Consider the following 23,751-nt stretch of genomic DNA (forward strand, 5'->3'; position numbering starts at 1 on the left):
CCACATGTGGGATGTTGGGTGGTATGTAGGGCCTGCGATTAAACACGGGTATATTCGTGTTTATGTTCATTGACGAGAAACCGAACCCGAAGCAGGCATACCTGAGCGACGAGCACGCCGAGATCATCAAGGCGACGCTCCCGCCGGTAGGCGCGAATATCCAGACGATCACGAAGACCTTCTACAACAAGATGTTCACCGCCCACCCCGAGCTCATCGCGGACACGTTCAACCGCGGCAACCAGAAGCAGGGCGCGCAGCAAAAGGCGCTGGCGGCGTCGGTAGCGACGTTCGCCACGCAGCTGGTGGACCCCGACGCACCGGACCCAGTGATGATGCTGGACCGCATCGCGCACAAGCACGTCTCGCTGGGCATCACGGCGGACCAGTACCAGATCGTGCACGACAACCTGATGGCCGCCATCGTCGAGGTGCTTGGTGACGCCGTCACCCCAGAAGTCGCCGAGGCCTGGGACAAGGTGTACTGGCTGATGGCCGACGTCCTGATCAAGCACGAGGGCAAGCTCTACGAATCGGATGGCGTGGAGGCAGGCGACGTGTTCCGCACCGCCGCCGTCACGGAGAAAACCCAGCTCAGCGGCACCGTCTACGCCTACACCCTGGAGGGTGACTTCACTGCGCCGCGCCCGGGCCAGTACACGTCGGTGGGCGTGAAGCTGCCGGATGGGGCGCGCCAGCTGCGCCAGTACTCCATCATCGAGGGCGACGCCTCCCACTACCGCATCGCCGTGGAGACCGAGGGCGAGGTGTCCACGTTCCTGCGCGACCACGTCAACGTCGGCGACACCGTCGACGCCACCCTCGCCGCCGGCGACCTGGTGCTGCAGCCCGGCACGAACCCGGTGGTGCTGATCTCCTCCGGCATCGGATCCACGCCGATGACCGGCATTTTGGGGCACCTCGCGGCGGAGGGCTCGCCACGCAAGGTCACGGTCGCGCACGTCGACGAATCGCAGCAGTCGTGGGCACAGGCGGATGAGATGCGGATGCTCGTCGAGAAGCTTGACGACGCCTCCCTGCACCCCTCCTTCCGTGCCGAAGGCCAGCGCCTCAACGTCGCTGACCTGGATGTTTCCGGCGCGGACGTATACCTGTGTGGCGGCGAGGGCTTCCTGCAGTCCATCCGCGACGACCTCGCCGAACTGGACCCGGCGAACGTGTACTTCGAGCTATTTAGTCCGAACGACTGGCTGATCGGTTAACCAGCCGGGCCCCGCACTGCCCCGGCGCGTCGAACGGCATGAAGTCGAGGTGGTGGGGGCCAATGGTGGCGTCGATAAACCCCTGGTGCAGTGCGCAAATCGCGGCTGCGGGCGGGGTGCCGTCGGCGGCGACGAACGGGCAGGCCTGGAGGCCGACCTCCACCGAGGCATCGCCGTCGGCCTCGCGGACGAGGGGGTCGAAGCCCATCTCGCGCAGGGAGCGCAGCACCACGGTGGCGAGCTCCTCAAAATCCTCCGGTGGTTCGCCGAAACGGTCCGCATTGCGGCGCGCCCACGCGCGGCCGAAATCGCGGGCGGCATCCAGGTCATCGCCGGCCAGCGTCTCCGTGAGGGTCTCGACGAGGGTGACGTACTCATCCATCACCGCGTGCTGCTGCGGGGTGCGCACGTGGTACACGTGCGAGGGGCGTCCACGTGTGGAGCGGCTGGCGACGCGCCAGCCCACCAAGCCCCGTTCGGCCAGCTCATCGACGTGGCCGCGCGCGGTGTTGACGTGGATGCCCAGCTTCTTGCTCAACTCGCTAAGCAAGGCGCCCTCTGGGAACGAATCGAGCGCATCCAAGACCTCACGCTGCTTCGGGCTCAACTCGGCGACGCGACGCATCAACTCCGCGGTGGGCAGGGGGATGGCGGCGTCGATAGTCATAGTTCGATCTCGCACTGCGACGGGCGGCTGTATGGCACCAATCTGTGCATCATGCCGCCACTGAGTTCCTCCAGGAAACCGGCGTGCAGGGCACAGATGACGGAACTCGGCGCGCTCACGCCCACCGACGTGAACGGGCAGGCGTTGAGGCTGATATTGCCGGACGGGTTCGGGTAGGAAGGGTCGAAGCCGAGGTCCCGCAAAATGGTGATGAGGGCGCTGAGCTGGCTCGACCTTGTGGAGCCCGCCTGCACCTCGCGGCCGTCGTGGGTCTGGCGCGCCCACAGGCGACCAATTTCCTTCGCCTTCTCCTCGTCGCCCTCCGTGAGGCACTCCGCCATCGTCCTGACCAGGCCGATGTACTCGCGGGTGACGGCCGCATGCTTCGGGGTGCGGGTGTGGAAAATGTTGCTCGGGCGGCCACGGCCCTCGCTCGGGGCCGTCGTGACACTGACCAGATCCCGCGACAGCAACTCCTCCAAGTGCCCACGGATCGTGTTGGGGTGCATCCCCATTTCTTCGGCAAGGACACCTACCTGCGCACCGTGCGGATGCATGGCTAGACGATCGAGCACCTCGCGCTGTTTCACGCTCAACTCTGCGGCGCGGGCCATCAGGTCCGTCGTAGGTTGAGGCGGGGTCGCCGAATCCACGTGTCCTCCTTCGGTCAGAGCTCTTCACCAGCTTAAACCGAAATCGCCGATTTTCCCTATTTCAGGCCGTATTAAATGGAAGAACGTGGCTAGGCCAGCATCAGACATGCGGGCGAGCCGATCCATGCTCGTAACAATGAGCTGATCGACGTGACGCAGATACCCCAGCCGCCCAGAGCTATTCGAGTTTCCGGTCTAGGTTCTGCCTGATAGAACTCACCCGGACATAGCCAACCTTTGCTCTACAACAACGTCCTGGTGTTCGTCCAACTCTATCCATACACGTGGCTGCGATGATCCACGTCAACGACTACGACGGTGACCTTCTTATCGTAGATATCGGCGATAACCCGGTAGTCCCCCACACGCCACCGCCACAGGCCCGATTTATCCCCCACGAGTGCCTTACCGCGCACACGAGGGTCATCAAGGCCTGCCACTTCGTGCAGCAGCCTACTCACGCGACGCTGAACCAGCTTATCCAGCTTGCGAAACGCCTTCGCCGCACGAGGGGTAAAACTAATCTCCCAAGCCACACTCGGCCTCTAGGTCCGCCAATGAAATGGTCTTCAACTCCCCTGCACGCACCGCCTGAGCATCCGCTTCAAGCCCGTAGATGTACTCCAGCTCGCCCAAATGCGCATCCAACGCCCGACGAAGATAAAACGCTCCTGGACGCCCCGTACGAGCACTCAACGCATCCAAACGACGCTTTTGTTCCTCATCAACCCGCACACTAATCACTGAACTAGCCATGTAAACAAGTATACATCCTGCACCTCGCCCCCTTACCTGGTACTTCGCTATCGGCCTTCAACCACGCAGCTAAGTCGATATCAATCATGCGGGCGAGGGACAAGATTTGCGCGAACGCCTCCTCAACTGTTCTCCCATAAAAGACGGTGGCGCCCTGTAGGCGGCTGCACTGGATACGTCATTGTGCTATTTTAGCCAACGTAGTCCCTCGGATCTGGGTCACAGACATCGACTCTGTGTTCCCCCGAGGGTTTTTCCCTATTTTAAACCGTATTTATTACGATCGGCACCGTGAATAAAAAAGGGCAGACCTCCGACGGCCTGGCGTGGGGCATCATCGCCGTATTCGTAACACTGGTGGTGGCGTTCAGCGCGCTGACCTCGACCGCAGGCAACGATGGCAGCTCGGCGCCAATCGACACCAGCGGCGCCACCACCCTCGACGTCGACATCCACGGCATGGCATTCACACCAAATCGTATCGACGTCCCCTCCGGCACCCGCCTCATCCTCACCATCACCAACTCCGACGACCAACAGCACGACCTCAAGCTGGGCACCGAATACACCGGACGCATCGACCCCGGCGACACCGTCGTCCACGACTTCGGCGTCTTCACCGAGTCCACGCAGGGCTGGTGCACGATCGCCGGACACAAGGCGATGGGGATGGTGTTCGACGTCGTCGTCGGGTCGGTGAGCCCGAGCGCTACGCCGAGCGCCGCGCCCAGGCCGGTAGTCGCCGCGGACGGGCCTGACGCCGGACTCGTCTACCGCGATCCGGCGCTGCCACCCGCGCCCGATGTGACTGTCCACGAACACACTTGGCACGTCACCGAAGGCGAGCGCCAGGTCGCGCCCGGCGTCACCCAACCCGTTTGGACCTTCGATGGAGAAATGCCAGGTCCCGTACTGCGGGGGCGCGTCGGTGATCTGTTCCGCGTCACCATCGTCAACGACGGCACGATGGAGCACTCCATCGATTTCCACGCAGGTGAGGTCAACCCCGATACGAACATGGCCCAGATCGCCCCGGGCGAATCGCTCACGTACGAGTTCGAAGCCCGCCGGTACGGAATCTGGATGTACCACTGCGCAACAATGCCGATGAGCTTGCACATCGCCAACGGGATGTTCGGTGCCGTCGTCATTGACCCACCGGACCTCACGCCTGTCGACGCCGAATACGTCCTCCTGTCACACGAGGTCTTCCTCGGCGAAGACGGTGCCGACCCCGAGCGAGTCGCCGCCGGGCTCTACGACCTCACCGCGTTCAACGGCTACCCCAACCAATACCAGCAGCGGCCGATTCCGGCCCGCGTCGGCGATACCGTCCGGGTGTGGCTCTTCAACGTCGGTCCCGACAACCCGCTGAGCTTCCACGTGGTCGGCGAAATCTTCGACACCGTGTTCAAGGAAGGCCAATACCAGATCCGAAATGCCCCAGATACCGGCTCACAGGCGCTTGGTCTCCTCGCCGCCCAGGGCGGGTTCGTTGAGATGACCTTCGACGAACCCGGTACCTACACCTTCGTGAACCACCAGATGACCGACGCCGAAAAGGGACAGCGTGGCCAGTTCGTGGTCACGCCCTAGGAGCTCGGCTCAGGCAATCCCGCCGAAGGCCGCCACAATCGTGGCCACCAGCGCCAGCGCGAGAGCGGACTGCCCAGCGGGGCGCTCCACGTGGGCGCCCGCCACCGGGGCCTCGCGCTGCCCCCGCAGCACCGCCACCTGCGCTTTCACCGCCCTGCGCAGCAGTGGCAGGTACGCCACCAGCACGGCGAACACGAGCAGGCTCATCACCACCCGCAGCCAGGACTGCTCTGTCAGCAGCCACACCGCCAGCGCGAGGTTGTACAGCACGACCCGGAAGTAGGTGCCCCGGGATAGTTCCAGCAGCCCGGCGCGCACCGCCTTCGGGCCGCCGCCCATCGTGGTGGGCAGCAGGTAGCTCATGGTGCCAATCAGCAGTGGCGCTACGAAGCCGAGCAGGAGCGCCAGCGTGGGGATCTCCGGGACCGTCCGCACGAGCCCTACGGCGTACCAGAGCATCGTGCCGATTAACCAAAACATCGCCACGAATACGGACAGGCCCGGGTAGGTGATGCGGTCGCGTGGGTCGCGCAGGACGTCGATAACGTTGACCAGGAACCCCTGGAAGAGCCACAGCCACGCACCGACGTAGACGAACGCACCAACCGCGACCACCTGCGAGATTCCCAGCAGTGCGCCGACGACGGCGCAGCCAATCGCGGCCACCGCGCCCCAAATGGCCACGCGGGTACGGTCGCGCATGCCGTTGATCCGCCACATCGTTGGGAACAGGACGCTCAGGCTCGACATCGCGGCCAGGCCCACAAAGCCGCCAACGTTGGTAAACAGGTGCGCCTGGCGAATCTGCTCCTGCCAGGTGCCCGGCAGGCCCATCGACAGGGCCGCGCCGAAGCACACCCCTACCAGCAGGCAGGCAGCCGACGCCACGTACCCAATCGCCGCGGGTCGGTGCCGCTTCTCCGGCCCGGCGTCACGCACCAACCCGGCAAGTACCACCGCGTGCCACAGCACCGCACCCGCTACCAGGCAGCCGCCGACCCAGGTGACCAACCAGTGCAGCTCCCACCAACTGGCCAGAACCTGGCCCACAAGCACCAACACGACGCCCGCGTTCAGGATCCAGGTGCGCCACAACTGGGCAGGGCGCGCTTCCTCGGGAAGGCGCTGCTGCAGGAAACGCTCGGTCAGGTTCACGCTCCACAGCACAATCGAGTTCGCCACGATGCCAAGGGTGAAAATGTGAATCAGCAGCCACGCCGGTTCGGGAAACAGCGTGTGCGTCAGCCCAATCAGGATGAACACCCACATCCAGATGCTCACCGGCTTGGACGCCTTCCGGTGCCAAGTACGCGCACTCATTTAGGCCGCCACCTTCGCGTCGCCGGACTTTGGGTTGTCGTGGAAGCACCACCAGGTCACAGTACCGAAGACCAGGGCTGCGCAGGCGATCATCACGAGGACGTTGTGGTACGCCCCAGCGTAGGCCGGGGCGGCAAGGGCGTTGGTGGAGGCGTCGTAAATCGCGTCCATGCCGAGTGGCTGCAGCTGGGCGGGCAGGTTGCGCACCATCCACATCGGCAGCAGCGAGCCGGTCAGCGCGACGGTGACGAGGGTGCCGAACTCGTAGGAGACCTCCTCGACGCCCGCCGCCATGCCGGAGCGGTGCAAGGGCGCGGCGCCAATAATCGCGATCGAGGACACGCTCATCACCGAACCCGCCGAAAAACCCATCACGGCCAGCGCCGCGATCTCGATGCCGAGGCTGCCCGCGTCCGAACCCCAAATCAGGGCCGCGACACCCGCAGCCGCGCCCAGGAAACCGCCGCCGATCAGCGGCAGGAAGCCAATCTTGTGCAGGTAGGCGCCCCCAAGTGTCGACGCCGGAATCGCCGCCGCCGCCATCGCGATGATGGTCGCACCCGCGTGGAGGGGGGAGAAGCCGTCGACAAGCTGGAGCTTCTGCGTGGTCATCAGCTCGGCGCCCGCCATGAAGAACATGCCACCCGCTGCGGCGACGACGCCGCCCGTGAACATGCGGGACTTGAAAATGTCGAAAGTAAGCAGCGGGTCCGAAAGCTTCCCCTGCCTGCGCACGAACAGCACCGCCCCAAAAACGCACAGCACCGCCGCCACCACGAACAGGGACCAGCCAGAGTTCGGGTTCACCAATTCTTTGATAGCCATGGTCAAGCCCGATAGCGCGAACAAGGCATACACCGACGACACCACATCCCAGTGCTTCGCCGGGTTCGGCATGTTCTCCGGGGCCAGCCAGAACGTCAGGCCCAGCGCGATGAGCACGATCGGCACATTAATAAGGAAGACGGAGCCCCACCAGAACGCCTCCAGCAGCGCGCCGCCAACCAGCGGGCCCAGCGCCGCACCCACCACGGCCACCGACCCCCAAATACCGATCGCGGTGTTGCGCTCCCGCTCGTCCGAAAACGTCAAACGGATCAGCGCGAGCGTTGCCGGCATCATCACCGCAGCACCCATGCCGAGCAGCCCGCGCGCACCCACCAGCAGCCACGCCGACGGCGCGAACGCCGCCGCCAACGACGCCACCCCGAACACCACCAGCCCCACAATGAACATCAGACGATGCCCCAGCTTGTCGCCCAGCGTGCCCGTGCCCAGCAGCAGCCCCGCCAGCACCAACGGGTAGGCGTTAATAATCCACAAGCCCTGGGTCGGGGTGGTGTGCAGCTGCTCGTTGAGCTCCGGCATTGCCGTATACAGGATTGAATTATCCAGCCCGATCATCAGCAGACCGAGCGAAATCACTGCAAAGAAAGTCCAGCGCTGACTTGGCGTCGAATCAGTCATAGCAACAAGCTACACCCGAGGAAAGCTAATCGACGCCTCTCCCCCCTCCACCGAAACATCCACACGGCCGCCCACCGGGAACGTCAACAAGGGGTTCGTGTGCCCAAACGATGCGTTCGCCACCACCGGCTTCCCCCTCAACTCAGGTATCGACGCCACCATCTCCTCCACCATCAACCTCGTGACACGGCTCGCGGTCTGGAAACGCCCAATCACCAAACCTTCAATCCCGTGACCATCCGGGGCCTGCAGCAACGACACCAGCTCACGCCGGAAATCCATCACCGTGTACTTCCCCGTCACCTCCGCAAACAACACCGCATCATTCAACGACGGCATAAACTCCGTGCCCGACAGCAACCCCAACGTGCCCAAATTCGACCCAAGCGCAATCCCCTCAGCGCGGCCCTCCTGGATCACCCACCAGCCATCATCCGGCTCCTGCACCCGACCATCCTGATTAATAAACCAATCATCGTCCGTGAACCAGTCCCCCGGCTCCCACACGATCGGCCCGTCCGTAAACGCCGCCTGCACAAACGCATCACGCGTCACCTCCCCGAAATCACGCATCCCCAACGTCGACCAGTGCGGCCCCACGTACACCACCTGGCCCGTCTTCGCATACACCGCATTCGCCAACGCCGACACATCCGAATTCCCACACAAAAACTTCGGGTGCTCCGCAATCACATCAAAATCCAGGTGCGGCAGGATCTCGTTGCTCGTGAAGCCGCCGATCACGCTCATGATGCCGTCGACAGAAGGGTCGGAGTAGGCGTCGATAAGATCCTCAGCCCGCAACTTACCCGGCGCGGACCAAAACATGTCCGACACCCGCACATTCGCCCCAAAACTCACAGACAGGCCAAGCTGCTCCAAACGGCGCGTCGCCAACTCGGCCACGAACCGCCCCGCCGGGCCCTGCTCCACATACGCCAACGAACGCGCCGGAGCCACCACACGCACATGATCGCCCACCGACAACGGGCGAGGATACAACGCCATCAGTACAAATACACCGACGCGTTATTACCGCCCTGGCACCGGGCTCCCCCACCCGCCGGCCAGCACGACATCGTGTACGTCTGCCCCGTCACCGGGCTATACACACTCAACGACCCCGGGAACTCACCCGTGGCTGCAGCCTGCTCATTAAACACAGCCAACACGTTGCCTGCGAACTCCGACGACGTATTCCGGGTCTCCGCCGTCGCGTTCGAGAACCCCACACTCGACTCCATCGGCTCACGCCGGTTCACGTTAGGCTTGTTGCCCTGGCTGTTCTGGTTGCCCTGGCTATTCTGGCCGTTCTGGCTTTCTGGCGCGACCGTCTCAACCTCCGTCACAATCACCGGATCCTGCTGCTCCCCATTCGACCCATCGGAACGCACAAACAAAAACGCCACCGCACCCGCCAGCGCCAACAACACCAACGTCCCCAACACCGACAACGCCACCACCAGGCCAGTATTACTCTTCTGCTGCTGGGGTTGGTAAGGCTGTTGGTAGTACGGCTGCTGGTACTGCTGTTGTGGCTGCTGTTGAGGTGCCCACTCGTCAGTGCCGGGGTGGCTCTCGTTTGACTGGTACGGGTTCGTCATGGGGGTTCCTTCAGGGATATGCAACAATACTGCAGCTCACCTTACTAGGTGTGCGCTGCTGATATGCGGCGTGGACGCTCCATCTGGAACTTTGCACCAGATTCCAGGTCGGCATTTTCGCGACCTGGGGAAACGCCACTCGGGTTGCCTGAAAAACCGGGATTGTGGTGCACAGCCCACTCACAGGAGTGACAAATCTGACATCGCTAATTATCTAGCACTTTTCTGACCTGGTGCTTTAGATAGCTGATCGAATTGGGTTGCGTCTTTTGTCACTGGCTCCCTGACCAAGTGCCAAATTCCTTCACCAAGAATCAGCGATCTGGGGGAGGATGCCGCAAAAGCTAGCCACGAAAGGGGATCCTGATACACAGGAAACCCTATGGTGAAGCAATCCAGGACTTGCGAGGATCTTCTCTGGCTATTTTTCGCACCTGGCTTCCCACCAATGCCCAGCTCGGGTAGCCCTCGTCCACTGCACGACGTATAGAAAACATATCGTTAAGCCGCCCTCGCACGTTGGTCTCCAACAGCTTCTCCTGATGGGGCACTCGATTACGTAGGCGAGTCAGCTTTTCAAAACGTCTCCCGATATTTTCCCTCGAACGATCATCGCTAGTCACATTCGGAAATGCCATATGCAGGCAGCTCTTCCACAAGATCTTGGCGTTCGCCCTGTGATCAGGAAGCGCTTTAATGCTGCGGTTTGCCGGTCAAGATTCTGATCTTTGGAGCTGACGCGCGCGTAACCAATTTTTTGACCCGCAACAGCCTCTGATTGTTCGGGAATGTCTAGAGGTAGTGACGGTTCTGTTTCATTACTCATGTACCCGCCCTAGCGAACAGTGGGTTAAACGCGATGGATGTAATCCCCGAACTGTTCATTTAGGGTGCGGCCCATGATTATCGCGACGATCAACGCGAGAGGTGGTGTGGGACTACAACGACGATGGGGATGATATGGCGTGGGAGTCTCTAAATCGCGCGATACGTGCGTCTGCTCGCCTGTCAAAAACTTTGGCCATTGGTGCTTCGCGAAGCGACTTAGTACCAGAAATGAAGCACCGGATATGTGCACCAGTGATTAGCCTAATCGTCCAGACTACACGCTGACACCTTAATCAAGAGGTGACGGCATTTATTATATGGATATTCCGTTGAATTTCTGGATCACAATCAAGCACAAATAGATCCCAGAGGGAACGCTCTGCCATCGCTCGACACATTAACGGCTTTTACATGACTGGTAAATTCCCTAGGTATTGTCTCTTCACCTAATGCCAAATCACGCCATAGTCGAGAGACACCAGCTCCTTCCATGGCGGGTTCGTCAACGTCTTTAGCCACACATGAAAGGCTATACAAACCCCATTCAGATTCATCAAAAGGGTAAGTGCCAAAGTCTCGCATATCCCTACGGAAATCTTGCATCATGACTTCGCGAATTACTTCGTCTCCCCCATGTGTAATTTCGTCAGTTACATAGAGTATCTGTGTGATCTCTCGAGCCTTATCCACTCTTTTTAAATACTGTTTATGGAATTGTTCAAGGTCAGACTCTCGAGCGAGGAAGTAAGTTGTAAAAAGAAGAGTTTCGCCCAACATATTAAATCGGATCACCGTCTACAGTGAAAGCTCCAGAATTTGTATACTTAGGCTGAGGGTAGCAGTGCCTTTTATGCACATTTTTTCCGAATTTGTTCGTGTACAAATCCGCATCTTTCTGCGCCTTTGTAGGATCTTTCGGATGATTGCCGTAAACAAACCCTACTATTGGGTTTCCCGATTCATTCTTTACCACTTGGCACTTCACTGTGTACATGCCCAGTTCATTTTTTTTCGCAGCCGAAAAAGCTGGAGCTGGGCTAACGAACAGTAGTGAAAAAGCAACCGGAATGGAAATAATCCACTTGGAGGTTTTAGAAATATTTCTTAGCAAAGTTCTACCTTGTCTATCTTATCTAGTCCACGAACAACCCACTTCACATTTTTCCTACTATGAGGGGAAACCTGTTCGCGAGAAGTATCTTTAGAACCCAAAATAGGAGACGTAACAGAAGTCATAACAACTTTGATTCTCATAGGCGCGTCGCAATTGTTATACACCTGGACAGCAGCCTTTTCCATTTTCGCTTCAACACACGATGGGGCAGTGTTAGCTGAACGGAACATCTGGCTAGAAGAATCTTCTTCCACCACTCCAGCCGCATAACCCTCGGGGATCGAAATGGACTCACCTTCGGATAGCTCCACAACCGAGTAAGCATCCTTTTCCAAACCAGAACTCCCCTCAACCGCCATGGCAGCCGGGGAAGAACAGGCAGCCATAGCGGTCGCTACTACAACTAAAGACCTAAAAACACGCATTTATTGCCACCAATCTCGTAACCCTTACTGGAAAGGTCAACCAATAGTACATTCGTCACGATAACTGAACTTAGTTACCTCCGCCACCATAATTATTTCTCGCCCAGTGCCCACCCTATTTCTATTAAAGGGTGAGCGCACTTCCCGGCATTTTTGTTGAGGTCATTCTTTCTTCCCAAAACATTGCTAAGCGAGAATGCGCGCCGGTACGCAGCATGAAGGATCTGCAAGGCTTGTATCCGAGGCACAAAGCACCTAAGAGCCGACTGTCGTGAACTGTAACCAAGTCGAATAAGCCAGCAGTTAACACACCTTATTTTCCGTAAACTGCCGACTATGGAAGAGAAAAACCTATCGTCATTAGTGTTTGGAAACGTCGTCCTTGAATCTCAGTTTTTGCGGACAACTCCTCGAATATATGCCGCTGACATGCGGTCTTATTCTTTACGACCCAGCCCTTATGCCACTCTCTCTGCCCCCTTAAATGATTTAAGAAGGCAGCTTCAACCTGACCATGCTGAGGCTATCGCTAAGAAAATCTTTGACTCCGTGGCTGAAGAGCTGAACGAAAAAATGCCGGCTTGGATTGATTGCCACGTCAAGGCGCTGGAGTTTTTCGGTAAACTGCCTGCGATAATCGTTTTTGATAATGCTGCAACGGCAACGTATCGACCGAAAAAGCACGCCACATACAGGATGGTCACCGACCGCTACGCGGCGTTTACGGACTATTACGGGAACACTGGTACCAACAAACCGCATCCGACAAACCCAACTCGAAGAATGGCCTGAATAAAGGCTAGGTTCTTTTTCGGAACTGTTTTCTTGCTTCCACTGGTGGAGTTTTGTGCGCGACGAGAAGTGATCGCTTGGGCTTTCACGCCTACGCGTTTGCGCAATCTTCTTAGTTGTAAATACTGAACGAAAGTTCCATAGACTTGAAAGCACTTTCCATTTACTGTCATAAGCAAAGTACAGATCCAACAGTAAGGGAGCTAAAGATGTCGATTAAAAAGCTTGCAAGAAAAACTCGTTCAGTATTGATTTTTGGTGCTGTTTTGGCTCTCGCTACCCCTGGCAGTGCGTTTGCCCAGGATGCAGAAACGCCCTTAGGCAGCGATGTAGTTTCTACTGCAGACATCGAATCGGGCTTTGAGTTGCTTTCCGGAGAAACCAAGACCGTAGACTTGTCGGATTCCACCCTGAAGCAGTCAGCGGAAATTCATGCTGATAGCGCGTCGGCTATGAGCTTCTACAGTGCATCAAACACTGCTCCTGGGTGTGTGTCTGTTGAGCGTCATCTGTCTACGATCAAGATCCGGAATAATTGCCCTACTTCTGTTCGCGTGAAAGTTATCATGACTGGTCCGGTAGGGTCCCAGGATATTGAGTGTACAGGGGTTGCTCCGGGTACTGAAGTCACCGTTGCCCGGTTGAAGGTTCCAGGCGTTACTCGTATTGACCGAGTGGAGAATTGCTAATGAAGAAACTTCGTACCTTGGCGCTTGCACTCGCTTTTCCTTCTGTAATGCTTGCCCAGGCGCAAATCGCTCAGGCAGCAGGCATTGTCAAAAATGAACTGGGCATGGTCACTGTGAAATGCCAAGTAGTGGAAAACACTCCCGGCAACCCTATTGTGGGCTTTGTTGTAGGTAACCATCCAACAAACCTTAATGCTGCCAAATCCGATGCAAATTTGTACGAAAGCAAGTTTAACAACGCCCATAAGAGGCATTGTTATCCTCAGCGGAAGTACCGCCCTTCGGGTGCCTATGACACGAATTGGAACCCCAAGTAATGTCCAGCGAAATTACCCTGACCAAGACCTATTTCCTTGCAAAGGAAAGGGATTTGCCTCGGTGTTATCAGCGCTATCTTGAACGAGTGGAGCGCGTAAAGCAGTTCACGACCGTCTATCTGGTCGCTGATGTGGAGGTTGATGAGTCGGATCCCGTTGTGAAACAGAACTTGCTCCATGATCTCCAGGCACAAAGTGATGAACCGGTTAACGAGGATGAATGGAATATGTATAGCTATTCCACCGCGTTAGGGACGATCGATGAGCCTATTGAGCCCGGGGCAGCCGTGTCACGTTTGTGGGAGGACATGCTTTTGACCGACGACGAGGAGTGGCCTCGGTCTTTTATCAGCACTGTTAATTTCTCGTCTCTTATGTCACGGCCGAAGTAACGAAGGGTTCGCGTAACTCTCTTGAGCTACTGTTCGCCCATTGTGTGAAGCTAACTAACCAGTTAATCGCCTGCGAGCACTCCCAAAACAGCCTCAACCGTCTATCGCAATCCGCCTTATCGACGTCCTCTCCGGCCATAGTGAAATACCTCTCGAAACGAGCGGCCCCGAGCATCGTCGCTAATGTTATCCTTTTCCGCCCACTCCCAACACACCAAGTTCCGGGTTGGTGTTTTCGCGACCTGGCGAAACGTCACGCTGGTTTGTTGGAAAACCGGGAGTGTGCTGCACAGGGAACTGACGCGAGTGACAAATCTGACGTCGCTAATTATCTAGCACTTTTATAACCTGGCACTTTAAATGCACGGACCAAATTGGGTTGCGTCTTTTGTCACTGTCTCCCACCGACGCAGCCCATGAAAGCAGCCCAAACGCAAAAAGAACCGGCCCTCCCGAAGGAGGGCCGGTCCGGTTGTGCCCGGGGGGGGACTTGAACCCCCACGTTCTTGCGAACACTGGCACCTGAAGCCAGCGCGTCTGCCAATTCCGCCACCCGGGCGGGCACTGGAACAATATAACACCCTTACATAGAGAAGTGCCAAATCGGCACGTCATGGGGCATAAAGGTGTTTCACGCTAGGTTGTGTCGGAATGCGCACCTATACTAACGGGGTTAAAGAAAGGAGGTGCATGCGGATGGGAGTCATGGATCGATTGGCAAAGCTGGACAGTTCGTTGCAGCGTGGCCTGGATAATTCGATGGCGGCGCTGTTTGGCGGCAAGGTGGTTCCGGCTGAGATCGAGGAGCTGCTGAAACAGGAGGCGCAGGACTCTGTTGTGGTGACTGACCATGATGAGTTTGTGGTGCCGAATGTGTTCGCGGTGGGTGTTTCTTCGAAGGATTTGGAGAACTTGTCGCAGGAGCGTGACCTGCCGGTGCACCTCGCGGAACAACTGACGCGGTATGTGCGCAACCAGGGCTGGTTCTTTGATGGGCCGGCGGTTGTGCGGATCGCGGAGGAGTCAGGGCTGCGTACGGGCCAGTTGCGGGTCAGTTCTTATATTGATCCGCAGCCGGAGGTCGCGAGTGGGTTTGATGCCATTGTGGCGGAGCCTACGAAGCGGTCGAAGGGTGGTCGGCACCGTCATGCGGCAAACCGGGATCAGGAGGATCACATGCATGAGCCAAATACGATGACGCCGGTGGAGGGTGGCGAAGCGACTGTGAGCCTGCTGTTGCAGGACGGGTCGTCGCGCACTTACTTGGTGCATGAGGGCTCGAATATTTTGGGCCGTTCGAATGATGCGGATTTCCGCCTGCCGGACACGGGTGTGTCGAGGCAGCATGCGGAGATTACGTGGGATGGCCAGGTTGCGGTGTTGGTCGATTTGCAGTCGACGAACGGCACGACGGTCAATGATGAGCCTGTGGAGAACTGGATGCTTGCCGACGGTGACGTGATCACCCTTGGCCATTCCCACATCGAGGTGCGGATCGTGGAGCCGAGGGCGTCGAGCCCGGCGACGCCGGACCCGGAGGAGGGCGCGCCGCGCTATACGGATGCGGCGTCGCACCCCCAGACAGAATTTTTCCAGGCCTAACGGCACAACAGGCTGAACAAGCCCCGATTTGAAGGAGTTCCTTTGTTGGATTCCGCGGTGATCCTGAGCGCACGCTTCGGGCTGCTCGCGCTGCTCTGGCTGTTCATTCTGCTGGTGTTGTGGGTGCAGCGGAAGAATGTGCGTGAGGTGGGTGGAGCTGGGCGTCGACAAGTGAAGCAGGCGGGAAAACCGCTGCAGTCGCGTGAGAAGGTCCGGCAGATTGCGGTCGTTGAGGGGCCGCTGCAGGGCTCGCACATGGAGATTGCGAGTGTGGAGCATGTGACGCTGGGCCGCTCGCCGGATAATGATTTCCAGCTTGGGGACGATTTTGCGTCCTCGCGGCACGCGCGACTGTTCCGCCGCGGCAGCGACTGGTTTGTTGAGGACCTGGACTCCCGCAACGGCACCTTTGTGCAGGGTATGCGCATTGACCAGCCGGAGCGGGTGTCGGTGGGGACGAATATCAAGATGGGGCGCACGATTGTGAGGTTGATGCCATGACGCTGCGGTTGAATTATGTGGCGGCATCGGACAAGGGTCTGGTGCGTGGAAACAATGAGGACTCCGCCTACGCGGGCCCGCACCTGCTGCTGCTTGCGGACGGGATGGGCGGCCACGCGGCGGGCGAGGTTGCGTCGCAGTTGATGGTCAGCCACATGGAGCACCTCGACCGGGATCCGGAGGACGCCGACATGTTGGCGTTGCTCGGGGCGGCTGCGGATGATGCGAACGCGACGATTGAGCGTTCGGTGGCGCAGCACCCGGAGCAGGAGGGCATGGGCACGACGCTGACGGCGTTGATGTTCAACGGCGCCGAGTTCGGCCTCATTCACGTGGGTGATTCCCGCGGCTATTTGCTTCGCGACGGCCAGCTTCGCCAGCTCACCGAAGACGATACGTTCGTACAATCCCTGGTCAACGAGGGGAAGCTGGACCCGGAAGACGTGTCGAGTCACCCGCAGAAGTCCCTGATTTTGAAGGCGTACACGGGCAACCCTGTGGAGCCGCACCTGGAGATGGTTCAGGTCCGTGCGGGGGATCGCGTGCTGTTGTGCTCGGATGGCTTGTCGGATCCGGTGACAGCGTCGACGATTGGGGAGGCGCTTGCGCAGGGCACGCCGTCGGTGGCGGCGCAGCGGCTGATTGAGTTGGCGTTGCGTTCGGGCGGGCCAGACAACATCACGGTGGTCATCGCTGATGTGGTGGAGGTCAAAGACGGCGGGCAGCACCCCGACTTGCCGACGGCCCCTGCGTTGGCGGGCGCGTTGGCGCCAGAGTTCGAGTCGACGCACCCGGACTCCTCGGCCTCGAGGGCGGCGGCGTTGATGCGGAAGTCGGAGACGATTCCGCCGAACCACAATCGTGAGGGCGGCCGTGATGGGTCGCAGCCGGGCGCGGGTGACGCGACGGCGGATGAGGAGGATGACCAGCGGTTTCGCCGCAAGGTGAACGTTTGGCCGTGGGTGCTGTCCGCGTTGGTGATTGTGCTGATGTTGTCGCTGGCGGCGGTGTTGTGGACGAACGATAGGCTCAACGACCGCTATTTTTTAGGCACCGACGGCGACGACGGCGACTTTGCGATTGAGCGGGCCGTCGGCACGTCGTTGTTTTCGGAGCCGCGCCGCGAGGTGATTCAGCGGGCGTGCATTAATGAGCAGAACAAGTTGCAGATTGTGTCGTCGAACTCGGTGCCGCAGGACTGCGTGATCTTCGGCGTGCATGATTTGCCGGAGAGCCAGATGAACACGGTGGAGAACTTCAAGGGCGGCACGTATGACGACGTACTGGGCATCCTGAACCGGTTGGCTGGTGAGGCGTTGCCGGTGTGCGTCGATAATGATGCCGCGAAGGACGCGCCGCAGGGTGCGTGCCGGGAGGTGAAGTAGCGATGTCTCGTGTGTTTCGGCGTGCGAAGGAGCTGTTGCTGCTGCTGTGCTCGGCGGGGTTGTTGCTGCTGATGTTGTTTGGCCTGGAGCTGAGCCAGGGCCGCACGATGTCGACGGAGATGCTCTACCTGGTCGGCGGGTTCGTGGGCGTGTACGCGATTGCCCACGTGGCGATTTCGCTGGCGGCGCCGTACGCGGACCAGCTGCTGCTGCCGCTGGTCTCCCTGCTCAACGCGATTGGCCTGGTGGTGATTTACCGCCTTGATCTGGCGGAACGCCCAGGGTACGCGCCGCTCGCGGAGCGCCAGGTGATGTGGTCCCTGGTGGGTGTGGTGCTGATGGTGTGCACGCTCGTGATCGTGCGCGACCATAAGGCGCTGGCCCGCTATTCCTACCTGCTGGGCCTGCTGGGCCTGGTGCTGTTGGCGTTGCCGCTGGTGTGGCCGCAGCCGCCCGGGTTCGCGGATGCGCGGATCTGGATCTGGTTGGGCCCGTTCTCGATCCAGCCGGGTGAGTTCTCCAAGATTCTGCTGCTGGTGTTCTTTGCCCAGCTGTTGGCGCAGAAACGCGCACTGTTTACGGTGGCGGGCAAGACGCTGCTGGGGATGAGCTTCCCGCGCCTGCGCGACCTGGCACCAATTTTGGCGGTGTGGGCGATCGCGATTGCGATCATGGCGGTGTCGAACGACTTCGGCCCGGCCCTCCTGCTCTTCGCCACGGTGCTGGGCATGGTGTACTTCGCCACAGGGCGTGCGTCCTGGCTGGTGATCGGCGCGGGACTGGTGGCCATCGGTGGGTACGCGGTGTACCAGGTCAGTGAGAAGATCCAGGACCGCGTGGCGAACTTCATGGACCCGCTGGCCAACTTCGACACCACGGGCTACCAGCCGTCGCAGGCGCTGTTCGGACTGTCCTGGGGTGGGCTGACGGGCACCGGGTTGGGCTACGGCCACCCGGAGATGGTGCCGGTGGCGCACTCGGATTACATCCTGGCGGCGATTGGTGAGGAGCTCGGGCTCGTGGGCGTGGCCAGCGTGCTGTGCCTGTTCGCCATCTTCATCACCCGCGGCTACTCGGCGGCACTGCAGGTCAGTGACACGTTCGGCAAGTTGTTGGCCGCAGGCTTAGCGACGACCATCGCTACCCAAATCTTCGTGGTCGCCGGGGGGATCTCCGCGATGCTCCCAATGACCGGCCTGACCACGCCGTTTATGTCCGCTGGTGGGTCGTCGATCATGGCGAACTACGTGCTGCTGGCGCTGCTGCTGCGGATCTCGAACGCGGCGAACAAGCCGGCAGAGTTTGATGCTTCGGCGATGGGTGCGAAGGCACCAGAGGCGGTGAGCGCGCGATGAACAAGTCCATCCGCTACGGCGCGGGCATTGCCCTGCTGCTGATTGTTGCGCTGCTGGTGAACTTCACCGTCGTGCAGGGTTTCCGCGAGGAGAAGTACGCGCAGAACCCGCTGAACTCGCGCACTGTGGTGGAGCTGCGCCAGATCAACCGCGGCCAGATCAGTGCCGGCGGGCAGGTGCTGGCGGAGTCCCACCCGCTCGAGGACGGCTCCTACCAGCGCGCGTACCCGAACATGCCGTGGTCGTTTGCTCCGGTACTGGGCTACGTGTCTGACCAGTACGGAACTTCCCAGATCGAGGCCGGCTACAACGGGCAGCTGACCGGGGCGGGCTCCGGGAAGTCCTCGCGCTTCCTGCGCACCGGGCTGGAGCAAGACGTGGTGGGCAACTCAGTCGAGCTGAGTATTGACCCGCACCTGCAGGCCCTGGCGTACGAGCAGCTTTCGAACCGCAACTACGAGGGCGCCATCGTGGCGCTGCGCCCATCCAGCGGGCAGGTGCTGGCGATGGCGTCGACGCCGTCGTACGACCCGAACGCGATCTCCAACCCTGACACCGCCGAGGGCGCTTGGGCCGAGGTGAACAACAACCCCGGCAAGCCGCTGCTCAACCACGCGACGCAGGACCAGCTGCCGCCGGGGTCGATCTTCAAGATCGTCACCACCGCGGCCGGGCTGCGTAACGGCTACACGCCGGATTCCCCGCTGACCGGCGCGCCGTCGATTACCCTGCCGGGCACGAACGTGCCCCTGACCAACTACGCGGGCCAGGCCTGCGCCGGGGGCGGGCAGGTGCCGCTGCGCACCGCGTTCGCCCTGTCCTGCAACACGGCGTTCGTGCAGATGGGCATGGCCGTCGGCGCCGACGCGCTGCGTGAAGCCGCACACGGATTCGGCATCGGCGAGCAGTACGACCTCGGCATGCCCACCGCGGCCGGTTCGCTCGGCGACCTGCCCGGCGACGCCGAGCTCGGCCAGTCCGCCATCGGGCAGCGCGACGTCACCATGACCGCGCTGCAGGCCGCCGTCATGGCGGGCACCGTCGCCAACGAGGGCCGCCGCATGGCGCCCTACGTGGTCAACCGCGTCCTCAGCCCCGACCTGCGTGAAATCGAAACCGCCAAACCCCACATGCTTTCGGACTCCATCACGCCCGAGGAAGCAAACACCATCAAGGACCTCATGTTCGGCTCCGAACGCGACACCTGGGGCTACGACGGCAACGGCTTCGCCTCCAAAACCGGCACCGCCGAACACGCCGAAGGCGCAGCACCCCACACCTGGTACGTCGCCTTCGACCCAGTGAAGGATGTAGCGGTGGGGGTCGTCGTCAAGAATGGTGGCGGCCTGGGCACCGGGGCGACCGGCGGGCAAGTCTCCGCACCACTCGGGCGCGCGGTGCTCTACGCGGCACCCGCAGCGCCAGCTGATGAGGAAGGAACCAACGCGCGATGAACTACGAAAACAAAGACGAACTCCAGAAGCTCATCGGGCCCGACTACCAGCTGCAATGGATCATCGGGCACGGCGGCATGTCCACCGTCTGGCTTGCCGACGACGTCCGCCACGAACGCGAAGTAGCCCTCAAAGTGCTGCGGCCCGAATTCACCGCCAACCAGGAATTCCTCACCCGCTTCCGCAACGAAGCCAACTCCGCGGAGGGCATCAACTCCCCCAACGTAGTCGCCACCTACGACTACCGCGAGGTGAAGGCCGACGGCGGGTTCCCCATGTGCTTCATCGCCATGGAATACATCCGCGGAGAATCCCTCGCCGACCTCATCGCGCGCGAAGGCCAACTCAAGGAAGACATGGCCCTTGACGTGCTGGAACAGGCCGCGCACGGCCTGGCCGTCATCCACCGCATGGGGCTGGTGCACCGCGACATCAAGCCCGGCAACCTCATGATCACCCAAAATGGGCAGATCAAGATTACGGACTTCGGCATCGCGAAAGCGGCGGCAGCCGTGCCGCTGACGCGCACCGGGATGGTCGTGGGCACCGCCCAGTACGTCTCCCCCGAGCAGGCCCAAGGCAAGAAAGTCACGGCGGCGTCCGACGTGTACTCGCTCGGCGTCGTCGGCTACGAGATGCTCGCCGGGAAACGCCCGTTTACCGGGGACTCCTCCGTCTCCGTAGCGCTGGCGCACGTCTCCGCCGAGCCGCCCGCGCTCCCCATCAGTGTGAGCGCCCCGGCGCGCGAACTCATCGAGATCGCCCTGCGCAAGACCCCAACCCAGCGATTCCGGGACGGCAACGAGATGCAGCTCGCCGTCGAACAGGTCCGCCAGGGCATGCGCCCAACGCAGCCGGGTGGCGAGACGGCCGTCATCGCCATCGAGCCCTCCCCGACCGCGTCCACCCAGATGCTCGCCGACATGTCCCGGCCGACCACGGCCCGGCCCGCCGCCCCGCGGCGCCGCCCACCTGTCCCGCCGCAGGCCCCGGCGCGCGCGGCGGTGCCTGCGCGGCCTGCCCCGGCACCCGTTGACGCTGCTGTTCCTGGGAAGCAGCGCGGCACCGCCGGCTACTGGGTCGGCATCGTGCTCGGCGTGATCACCCTCGCCGTCATCGGCGGCGTGGCCTGGGCATTCAACAACGGCACCCTCGGCGGCAGCACACCAAGCAGCACCGCTCCACGCCAAAGCGTGGTCACCCAAACCACCACCGTGGAAACCGCGCCCACCTACGAGGCACCCGTCGAGGAGCCGACCACGCACGCGCCCGACACCCCCACTGAGCACAGCAAGCACAGCACGCACAGCAGCGCCCCGGCCACGCTCACCATTGAAGACGAAACGCCAACGCAGTCGACCCAACGGCAGACCCACAGTCGGCCATCCGCGCCGGAGCAACAGCCGACGGAGGGGACGTCGATACATACTGAGGCGCCCACGACGCAGGCCCCCAACCCCCAGCCGGGCGGTGGGGAAATCGGCAACGGTGAACTAGACTTGCAAAATCTGCCAAACATCCTCGGAGGAAATGCGTAAATGACAACGATCGCCAACCGCTACGAGCTCGGCGCCGTCATCGGCACCGGGGGCATGAGCGACGTCTACGCAGCCACCGACACGGTGCTTGGGCGCGACGTCGCCGTCAAAATGCTCAAAATCGACATGGCGCGCGACGAAAACTTCCGCGAACGTTTCCGCAAAGAAGCCCAAAACTCGGCGCGGCTCAACCACACCAACATCGTCGCCGTCTACGACACAGGCACCGAAGAAGTCTCAGGTGTCGACGTCCCCTTCATCGTCATGGAGCGCGTCACCGGGCAAAACCTACGGGACCTCGTACGCGCGGAAGGCCCCTTAAGCCCCCAAAAAGCGGCCGCGTTCCTGCTGCCCGTCACGCACGCGCTGCAGGCCAGCCACGACGCCGGCATCATCCACCGCGACATCAAACCGGCCAACATCATGATCACCAACACCGGAGAGGTGAAGGTGATGGACTTCGGCATCGCCCGCGCGCTAGATGACTCCACCTCTGCCATGACGCAAACCTCCGCAGTCATCGGCACCGCGCAGTACCTCTCCCCCGAGCAGGCCCGCGGCAAAGCCGCCGACGCCCGCTCCGACATCTACGCCCTCGGCTGCGTCATGTACGAAGCCGTCACCGGCAAACCGCCATTCGAAGGCGAATCCCCCTTCGCCGTCGCCTACCAGCACGTCCAAGAAGACCCCATCCCACCGAGCGAGCGCGTCCCCGCCGACCGCGAACTGACCCCCAACGAGGCCGTCAACCTGGACAGCGTCATCCTCACCGCGATGGCGAAGCACCCGGCGGACCGCTACCAAACAGCCACCGAAATGGGCGAAGACCTGGCACTCCTCAAGCGCGGCGCCGTGACCAACGCCGCCCGCAGCCACCTCGCCGCCCCCGAACCCGAACCCGAACCCGTCGATGACGCCACCATGGTCTCCGAAACTGTCCAGGGCAACGCGCCACGCCGCACGCCGCGCCCCGAGCGGCCCGTCGGGCAGCTGCCGGAAAAGGCCGCCGCCGGTGCGGTCGGCGCTGGCGCTGGCGCCGGGGCGGCCGGACGCTACGCAGCCCACCGCCGCGAACACGAAACCACCACCCCAACCTGGATGAAGTGGCTCGCCATCGGGCTCGGCGCCGCCATCATCGGCGCCTCCGGCTGGCTCGCCTACTCCTACTTCTCCCCCACCAACGGCGAAACCAACAAGACCTCCCAAATGGTCATCATCCCGGACCTCGCCGACAAGCCACGCGCGGAAGCCGTCGCCGAACTCGAAAACCTCGGCTTCCAGGTCGCCGTGTCCGACGAACCCAGCCCCGACGTCAAGCGCGGCAACGTCATCGACACCAACCCAATCGCCGGCTCCGAACTCCAACGAGGCACGCTCGTCACCGTCACCGTCTCCTCCGGGCGCGAACTTACCGACGTCCCCGACGTCACGAACATGGACGCCCAAGAAGCCGCAAAGGTCCTCGAAGACGCCGACCTGGAACTGAATGCGGAGCTGCGTCGAGAAGCGAGTGAAGACGTGCCGAAGGGCGAGATCATCAGCCAGCACCCAGCCGCCGGCACCCAGATCTCCAAGGGCTCCAAGGTGACCGTCACCGTGTCCGACGGCCCCGAAATGGTCCAGGTGCCGTCGCTGTCCGGCGTCAACGTGAACCAGGCGTCCGCCACCCTCGGCTCCATGGGGCTGCAAGTCACCGTAAACAAGGTCGACTCCGAACGCCCGGACGGCGAAGTCATCGCCGTCGCCGGCGAAAACACCGAAGTCGCCAAGGGCACCACCGTCGAAGTGCGGGTCTCCAACGGCATGCTCATGACCATGCCGAACATCACCCGCATGAAACCAGCCGACGCCGACAAAACCCTACGCGACGCCGGCTGGAGCGGACGCCTCGTCGAAGGACCAACCGTCCCGACCGGCGCCCTCGTCGACAACGGACTCATCGGACACCAAGAAATCGCCGCGGGCGATACCGTCCGCCGCGACGCCGCCATCGGCTACAACCTCTGGCAGTTCAACGCCGAACGCCTGCTAAGGTAAAACACCTGACAGCTGGAAACGCCACCGCACTTGCTT

At 61.1% G+C, this 23,751-nt stretch carries 22 protein-coding genes, 1 tRNA gene and 1 pseudogene; 13 read left to right on the forward strand and 11 right to left on the reverse strand.

All coding sequences use genetic code 11. The features are described from left to right. The first annotated feature begins 62 nt into the window (after positions 1 to 62). Positions 63 to 1,223, forward strand: coding sequence for a globin domain-containing protein (locus BJP08_RS01935; RefSeq protein WP_071568007.1), 1,161 nt, complete (start codon positions 63 to 65; stop codon positions 1,221 to 1,223). Here BJP08_RS01935 and BJP08_RS01940 read toward each other — a convergent pair. The 4 genes from BJP08_RS01940 to BJP08_RS01955 all read right to left on the reverse strand — a co-directional run bounded on the left by BJP08_RS01940 (position 1,195) and on the right by BJP08_RS01955 (position 3,299). After that, a complete protein-coding gene (locus BJP08_RS01940; protein ID WP_083428348.1) occupies positions 1,195 to 1,890 on the reverse strand; it encodes a metalloregulator ArsR/SmtB family transcription factor in 696 nt (231 codons plus the stop codon). The genes BJP08_RS01935 and BJP08_RS01940 overlap by 29 nt on opposite strands. Beyond that, entirely contained in the window at positions 1,887 to 2,543 is a 657-nt protein-coding gene (locus BJP08_RS01945) for a metalloregulator ArsR/SmtB family transcription factor (protein WP_083428349.1), read from the reverse strand. The genes BJP08_RS01940 and BJP08_RS01945 overlap by 4 nt, the downstream gene beginning before the upstream one ends. 272 nt (positions 2,544 to 2,815) lie before the next feature. Then, entirely contained in the window at positions 2,816 to 3,079 is a 264-nt protein-coding gene (locus BJP08_RS01950; RefSeq protein ID WP_071568008.1) for a type II toxin-antitoxin system RelE/ParE family toxin, read from the reverse strand. After that, positions 3,063 to 3,299, reverse strand: coding sequence for a ribbon-helix-helix protein, CopG family (locus tag BJP08_RS01955; RefSeq protein WP_071568009.1), 237 nt, complete (start codon positions 3,297 to 3,299; stop codon positions 3,063 to 3,065). Before BJP08_RS01955 ends, BJP08_RS01950 begins: the two co-directional genes overlap by 17 nt. A 291-nt stretch (positions 3,300 to 3,590) precedes the next feature. Between BJP08_RS01955 and BJP08_RS01960 the strand changes: the two genes are divergently transcribed. Continuing rightward, on the forward strand, positions 3,591 to 4,895 hold the full coding sequence (locus tag BJP08_RS01960) for a multicopper oxidase domain-containing protein (RefSeq protein WP_255364730.1): 1,305 nt from the start codon (positions 3,591 to 3,593) through the stop codon (positions 4,893 to 4,895). A gap of 9 nt (positions 4,896 to 4,904) precedes the next feature. Here BJP08_RS01960 and BJP08_RS01965 read toward each other — a convergent pair whose 3' ends face one another. The 6 genes from BJP08_RS01965 to BJP08_RS11355 all read right to left on the reverse strand — a co-directional run bounded on the left by BJP08_RS01965 (position 4,905) and on the right by BJP08_RS11355 (position 11,614). Next, complete coding sequence (locus BJP08_RS01965; protein WP_083428350.1) at positions 4,905 to 6,215, reverse strand: hypothetical protein; 1,311 nt, start codon at positions 6,213 to 6,215, stop codon at positions 4,905 to 4,907. Beyond that, positions 6,216 to 7,682, reverse strand: coding sequence for an MFS transporter (locus tag BJP08_RS01970; protein ID WP_071568011.1), 1,467 nt, complete (start codon positions 7,680 to 7,682; stop codon positions 6,216 to 6,218). A 9-nt stretch (positions 7,683 to 7,691) separates the two neighbouring features. After that, positions 7,692 to 8,690, reverse strand: a complete 999-nt coding sequence (locus tag BJP08_RS01975; protein ID WP_071568012.1) for a S66 peptidase family protein — start codon at positions 8,688 to 8,690, stop codon at positions 7,692 to 7,694. Continuing rightward, positions 8,690 to 9,286, reverse strand: coding sequence for a hypothetical protein (locus BJP08_RS01980; RefSeq protein ID WP_071568013.1), 597 nt, complete (start codon positions 9,284 to 9,286; stop codon positions 8,690 to 8,692). Before BJP08_RS01980 ends, BJP08_RS01975 begins: the two co-directional genes overlap by 1 nt. A 1,176-nt stretch (positions 9,287 to 10,462) precedes the next feature. Next, entirely contained in the window at positions 10,463 to 10,906 is a 444-nt protein-coding gene (locus BJP08_RS11350; protein ID WP_143109982.1) for a hypothetical protein, read from the reverse strand. 312 nt (positions 10,907 to 11,218) lie between these two features. After that, on the reverse strand, positions 11,219 to 11,614 hold the full coding sequence (locus BJP08_RS11355) for a hypothetical protein (RefSeq protein WP_143109983.1): 396 nt from the start codon (positions 11,612 to 11,614) through the stop codon (positions 11,219 to 11,221). 375 nt (positions 11,615 to 11,989) lie between these two features. Between BJP08_RS11355 and BJP08_RS11975 the strand changes: the two are divergent. From BJP08_RS11975 to BJP08_RS02005, 4 genes and pseudogenes are all read left to right on the forward strand, one after another. Further along, positions 11,990 to 12,265, forward strand: a pseudogene (locus tag BJP08_RS11975) (hypothetical protein); the annotation flags it as partial. Between the two features lie 389 nt (positions 12,266 to 12,654). Further along, on the forward strand, positions 12,655 to 13,134 hold the full coding sequence (locus BJP08_RS11360) for a hypothetical protein (RefSeq protein WP_143109984.1): 480 nt from the start codon (positions 12,655 to 12,657) through the stop codon (positions 13,132 to 13,134). Then, positions 13,134 to 13,451 carry a hypothetical protein gene (locus BJP08_RS11365; RefSeq protein WP_071568015.1) on the forward strand — a complete coding sequence of 106 codons (318 nt, stop codon included), beginning with the start codon at positions 13,134 to 13,136 and terminating at the stop codon, positions 13,449 to 13,451. Before BJP08_RS11360 ends, BJP08_RS11365 begins: the two co-directional genes overlap by 1 nt. Next, on the forward strand, positions 13,451 to 13,843 hold the full coding sequence (locus BJP08_RS02005; protein ID WP_071568016.1) for a hypothetical protein: 393 nt from the start codon (positions 13,451 to 13,453) through the stop codon (positions 13,841 to 13,843). The genes BJP08_RS11365 and BJP08_RS02005 overlap by 1 nt, the downstream gene beginning before the upstream one ends. 475 nt (positions 13,844 to 14,318) lie before the next feature. On the opposite strand, the gene BJP08_RS02010 is transcribed toward BJP08_RS02005, so the two are convergent. Further along, positions 14,319 to 14,402, reverse strand: a tRNA-Leu gene (locus BJP08_RS02010). A gap of 137 nt (positions 14,403 to 14,539) precedes the next feature. On the opposite strand from BJP08_RS02010, the gene BJP08_RS02015 reads away from it, so the two are divergent. From BJP08_RS02015 to pknB, 7 genes are read left to right on the forward strand one after another with little or no spacing between them, the layout of a single operon-like run. Continuing rightward, complete coding sequence (locus BJP08_RS02015; protein ID WP_083428353.1) at positions 14,540 to 15,445, forward strand: DUF3662 and FHA domain-containing protein; 906 nt, start codon at positions 14,540 to 14,542, stop codon at positions 15,443 to 15,445. A gap of 45 nt (positions 15,446 to 15,490) precedes the next feature. Further along, positions 15,491 to 15,946: an FHA domain-containing protein gene (locus tag BJP08_RS02020; protein ID WP_070363634.1), complete on the forward strand. Its 456-nt coding sequence runs from the start codon at positions 15,491 to 15,493 to the stop codon at positions 15,944 to 15,946. Then, a complete protein-coding gene (locus tag BJP08_RS02025; RefSeq protein WP_071568017.1) occupies positions 15,943 to 17,331 on the forward strand; it encodes a PP2C family serine/threonine-protein phosphatase in 1,389 nt (462 codons plus the stop codon). Before BJP08_RS02020 ends, BJP08_RS02025 begins: the two co-directional genes overlap by 4 nt. 2 nt (positions 17,332 to 17,333) lie before the next feature. Next, positions 17,334 to 18,686, forward strand: coding sequence for an FtsW/RodA/SpoVE family cell cycle protein (locus BJP08_RS02030; protein ID WP_071568018.1), 1,353 nt, complete (start codon positions 17,334 to 17,336; stop codon positions 18,684 to 18,686). Then, complete coding sequence (locus BJP08_RS02035) at positions 18,683 to 20,140, forward strand: penicillin-binding transpeptidase domain-containing protein (protein WP_071568019.1); 1,458 nt, start codon at positions 18,683 to 18,685, stop codon at positions 20,138 to 20,140. The genes BJP08_RS02030 and BJP08_RS02035 overlap by 4 nt, the downstream gene beginning before the upstream one ends. Further along, the gene (locus BJP08_RS02040; protein WP_071568020.1) at positions 20,137 to 21,678 is read left to right on the forward strand and encodes a serine/threonine-protein kinase; all 1,542 of its coding nucleotides are present in this window, start codon (positions 20,137 to 20,139) and stop codon (positions 21,676 to 21,678) included. Before BJP08_RS02035 ends, BJP08_RS02040 begins: the two co-directional genes overlap by 4 nt. Next, entirely contained in the window at positions 21,679 to 23,715 is a 2,037-nt protein-coding gene (gene pknB, locus BJP08_RS02045) for a Stk1 family PASTA domain-containing Ser/Thr kinase (protein WP_071568021.1), read from the forward strand. The last annotated feature ends 36 nt before the right edge of the window (positions 23,716 to 23,751 follow it).

The sequence above is a fragment of the Corynebacterium sp. NML140438 genome, from assembly GCF_001875725.1.
Lineage (GTDB): Bacteria > Actinomycetota > Actinomycetes > Mycobacteriales > Mycobacteriaceae > Corynebacterium.